Origin of the sequence: Modestobacter caceresii (genome assembly GCF_000761485.1) — a bacterium.
GTDB classification, from domain to species: Bacteria; Actinomycetota; Actinomycetes; order Mycobacteriales; family Geodermatophilaceae; genus Modestobacter; species Modestobacter caceresii.
Genome location: NZ_JPMX01000035.1, coordinates 1 through 4,158, shown reverse-complemented (window position 1 = coordinate 4,158; position 4,158 = coordinate 1). Strand labels below are relative to the sequence as shown.

General features: G+C 70.5%; 3 protein-coding genes. 1 reads left to right on the top strand and 2 read right to left on the bottom strand.

Features of this window, described 5'->3' with window-relative positions; genetic code table 11:
• Positions 1-24 precede the first annotated feature (24 nt).
• Entirely contained in the window at positions 25-1,176 is a 1,152-nt protein-coding gene (gene chvE / locus IN07_RS09300; RefSeq protein WP_036335392.1) for a multiple monosaccharide ABC transporter substrate-binding protein, read from the bottom strand.
• 266 nt (positions 1,177-1,442) lie between these two features.
• Between chvE and IN07_RS09295 the strand changes: the two genes are divergently transcribed.
• The gene (locus IN07_RS09295) at positions 1,443-3,059 is read left to right on the top strand and encodes a long-chain fatty acid--CoA ligase (protein ID WP_036335391.1); all 1,617 of its coding nucleotides are present in this window, start codon (positions 1,443-1,445) and stop codon (positions 3,057-3,059) included.
• A 620-nt stretch (positions 3,060-3,679) separates the two neighbouring features.
• On the opposite strand, the gene IN07_RS26280 is transcribed toward IN07_RS09295, so the two are convergent.
• Positions 3,680-4,158: sulfite exporter TauE/SafE family protein (locus IN07_RS26280; protein ID WP_036335390.1), on the bottom strand; the 479-nt coding region annotated here is incomplete at its 5' end.

Here is a 4,158-nt window from a genome sequence, read left to right as displayed (position 1 = left end):
CCGGCCGGGACTGGGGGACGGACGTCAGTCCGTCTGACCTGCGGCGACCTCTTCGGCGGTGTAGTAGCCGGAGTCGATCAGGACCGACTGGATGTCGTCCTGGTAGACCGTCTCGATCGGGAGCAGGTAGGACGGGACGACCTTGACACCGTTGTCGTAGGTCTCGGTGTCGTTGGCCTCCGGCTCCTCGCCCTCGAGGTAGGCCGTGGCGGCGGCGACGGCCTGCTCGGCCAGCAGCCGGGTGTCCTTGAAGACCGTGGAGTCCTGGACGTTGTCGGCGATCAGCTTGACCGACGCGATCTCGGCGTCCTGACCGGTGATCACCGGCATCGGCTTGGGCTGCGCGTCCTGCGTCGGGCCGTACCCGGCGTTCTGCAGCGCGGTGATGATGCCGCGGGAGATGCCGTCGTAGGGGGACAGGACGCCGTTGACGACCGAGCCGTCGTTGTAGCTGGAGGTGAGCAGGTCCTCCATCCGCCGCTGGGCGGTCTCCTGCGACCAGCGCAGCGTGGCGGCCTGCTCGATGCTCGTCTGGCCGGACTTGACGACGAGCGTGCCGCTGTCGATGAAGGGCTGCAGGACCGACATGGCACCGTCGAAGAAGAAGCCGGCGTTGTTGTCGTCCAGCGAGCCGGCGAACAACTCGACGTTGAACGGCCCGGTGGCCCCGGTCGGGTTGCCCTCTTCGTCGGTGATGCCGAGGCCGGTCAGCAGGGCGGTGCCCTGCGCGACGCCGACCTTGAAGTTGTCGAAGCTGACGTAGAAGTCGACGTTCTCGGTCTCCCGGATCAGCCGGTCGTAGCTGATCACCGGGATGTCCTGGTCGGCCGCGTTCTGCAGCTGTGCGCTGAGCGCGGTGCCGTCGATCGCCGCGACGATCAGTGCGTCGACGCCCTGGGCGATCATCTGGTCGATCTGCTGTGACTGGGTCGGGATGTCGTCACCGGCGTACAGCAGCTCGACCTGGTACCCGGCCCCCTCGAGCTGGTCCTCGACGTTGGCGCCGTCGGCGATCCAGCGCTCGGAGGTCTCGGTCGGCATCGAGACGCCGATCGTGAGGTCCTCAGGAGCTGCGTTCTCGGTGTCGTTGGTGCTGCCGGCACCCTCGCCGCCACATGCGCTGAGGGTGAGCGCCAGCGAGGCGCCCAGGGCGGTCAGTCCGAGCTTCTTGTTCACTGCCACATCTCTCCTTCGAGACATCTGCCCCCTGATTGGCGCAGGCCCGCCGCTGCGGGCTGAGACAGTGTGAGCGCTAACAACCCCGGTCCGTCAAGCCCGTCACCCGAACTGGATCGTCACGGTCGCGTAACGGGCCGTTCACCCCGCATCCGGCCTGCTCCGAGGCGATGGCGGACCCCCCTGTCCGGGGGGTGGGCCGGCGCGTCGTCGGCGGGCGGCGTCCACGGGTAGAACGTGAGCTCGGTCACTGGCACCATGCGGCCATGCGTGGGCTGATGCAGGACGTCCCCCTGACCATCGACACGATCTTCCGGCACGCCGAGCAGCACCACGGCGACGTCCCGATCGTCACGAACAACCCCAGCGGCAAGGTGCGCACCACCTACGCCGAGTGGGCCGACCGCACCCGTCGGCTGGGCGGGGTGCTGGACACCCTGGGGATCAGCGCCGACGGCCGGGTCGGCACGTTCGCCTGGAACTCGGCCCGCCACCTGGAGCTGTACTTCGCCGCCCCCTGCACCGGGCGGGTGCTGCACACGCTCAACGTGCGCCTGTTCCCCGAGCAGCTGACCTACATCGCCAACCACGCCGAGGACGAGGTCGTCTTCGTCGACCGCACCGTGCTGCCCCTGCTGTGGCCGCTGATCGACACGATGACGACCGTCCGGCACGTGGTGGTGATGGACGACGGCGGCGACAACGAGGTGCCCGACGACCCGCGGGTGCTCGACTACGAGACGCTCCTGGCCGACGCGCAGCCGGTCGAGTTCACCACCACGGACGAGAACGCAGCCGCCTCCATGTGCTACACCAGCGGCACGACGGGCAACCCGAAGGGCGTCGTCTACAGCCACCGGTCGACGGTGCTGCACACGATGGCCGTGGTCTCCCCCAACGGCTTCGGCATCGGCGTCGAGGACGTCGCGATGCCGATCGTGCCGATGTTCCACGCCAACGCCTGGGGGATCGCGCACGCCGCCCCCGCGTCCGGTGCGGCGATGGTCTTCCCCGGCGCGATGATGCAGCCGCAGGCGCTGGCCGACCTGATCATCGACGAGGGCGTCACCTTCACCGCGGGGGTGCCGACGATCTTCCAGGGCGCGCTGCCGCACCTGGCCGGCCGCACCCACCGGCTGCGGAAGATCGGCTGCGGCGGCTCCGCCGTGCCCAAGGCGCTGTCGGAGGCCTACCGCGAGCAGGTCGGCCTCCCGCTGTACCAGGCGTGGGGCATGACGGAGACGCACCCGGTCGCCTCCGGCGGCACGCTGTCGGCTCGCTGGGCGGACGCCGACGAGCGCACCAAGGCCGAACGGCGAGCCCGGGCCGGCCTGCCGCTGTTCGGCGTGCAGGCCCGGATCGTCGACGCGGACACCCTGGAGGAGCAGCCCTGGGACGACAAGGCCACCGGTGAGCTCCAGGTCCGCGGCCCGTGGTGCGCGAAGGACTACTACCGGCCCGACGCCGGGGTGGAGCTGACCACCCCGGACGGCTGGATGAAGACCGGCGACGTCGCCGCGCTCGACGAGGACGGCAACATCCGGATCGCCGACCGCACCAAGGACCTGATCAAGTCCGGGGGTGAGTGGATCTCCTCGGTCGACCTGGAGAACGCGATCATGAGCCACCCGGCGGTGAAGGAGGCCGCCGTCGTCGGCATCCCGCACCCGAAGTGGGACGAGCGGCCGCTCGCCTGCGTCGTCCTCAGGGAGGGCGAGACAGTGACCGGCCAGGAGATCATCGACCACATCACCCCGCTGGTGGCCAAGTGGTGGCTGCCCGAGGCGGTCGAGTTCATCGACGAGGTGCCCAAGACCAGCGTCGGCAAGTTCTCCAAGAAGGACCTACGCGCCCGCTTCGCCGAGTACCCGGTCACGGGCTGATCTCCGAGCGTGGGATCACGACGGCCATCGTGGCTCCACGCTCGCGGTCTCCCGCTGCGGTGGCGAACACCGGCGCGATGAGTACGAGGTGGCTGAGCAGCCTGGCCTGGCGCAGGCCAGCGATCCGGCGCTCCCGGCGGTCGCGGAGCTTGCCCCGGGGGCGGTCAACGTGCCGGCGATGCCAGCCCGTAGGCGAACACCAGGAGGACGCCGGGAGAAGTGCGCCCAAGGCCCATCGAGGCGATGAGCACGACGACGGCCGACGGCGCAGCCTTCCGGGACTGATCAGTGATCAGAGGTACCGATCGACTACTTCCTGAGCGGACCCGGCAGCTGCAAACGGCGCGACCTTGCTGCTGGGACTGCTGGTGGTGGCCACGGACCGCTACCCCTGGGGCAGGAGAGCCCCCTGGTCCTCCAGGCGGCCAACGTCTTCTCGATCTCGCTGGGCACCATCATCCGCTACCCGGGCTACCGCCGCTGGGTCTTCCCCGAGGGGGAGCCGCAGGGCCGCTGACCCCGCAGGCGGATCCGCCGGGGGCAAGATCGTCGAACGACGGAGAGCGGGCGGCCGGCCTTGCCGACCACCGGGTGCGGTCAACGGCTGACCCCAGTGCCGGTCAGGCGCCGAGGACGACGCCGCGGGTGACGAGCGCCAGGCCCACGACGAGGACGAGCCCCGCGGTGACCACGGGTACCGCCAGCGCGACCCGGGCGAGCAGCTGGTCGCCGCGCAGGTCGGCGACCCTGCGCGCCAGGCGGCCACGCAGCCTCACCAGGGCCAGCCCGACCGCGGTCAGCGTCCCGGCCATGCCCACTCCGTAGGCGAGCACGAGGAGGATGCCGAAGGCGGTCCGGCCCAGGCCGACCGAGGCGATGAGCACGATGAGTGCCGACGGGCTGGGCACCAGGCCACCGGCGATCCCCATGCCGACCAAGCCGCCGCGCCCCGGACCGGATCCGTGGCTGTGCCCGCCCGGCGCATGGCTGTGCCCGCCCGGCCCGTGGCTGTGCCCGCCGGCCCACCAGCTCCCGTCACCGTGCACGTGGTCACCGCCGTGCGAATGCACGTGGTCACCGCCGTGCGAATGCACGTGGT

Bases quoted from the DNA above. Each gene is read 5' to 3' on its own strand.
- IN07_RS09295 (WP_036335391.1), top strand. From the start codon at position 1,443: ATGCGTGGGCTGATGCAGGACGTCCCCCTGACCATCGACACGATCTTC.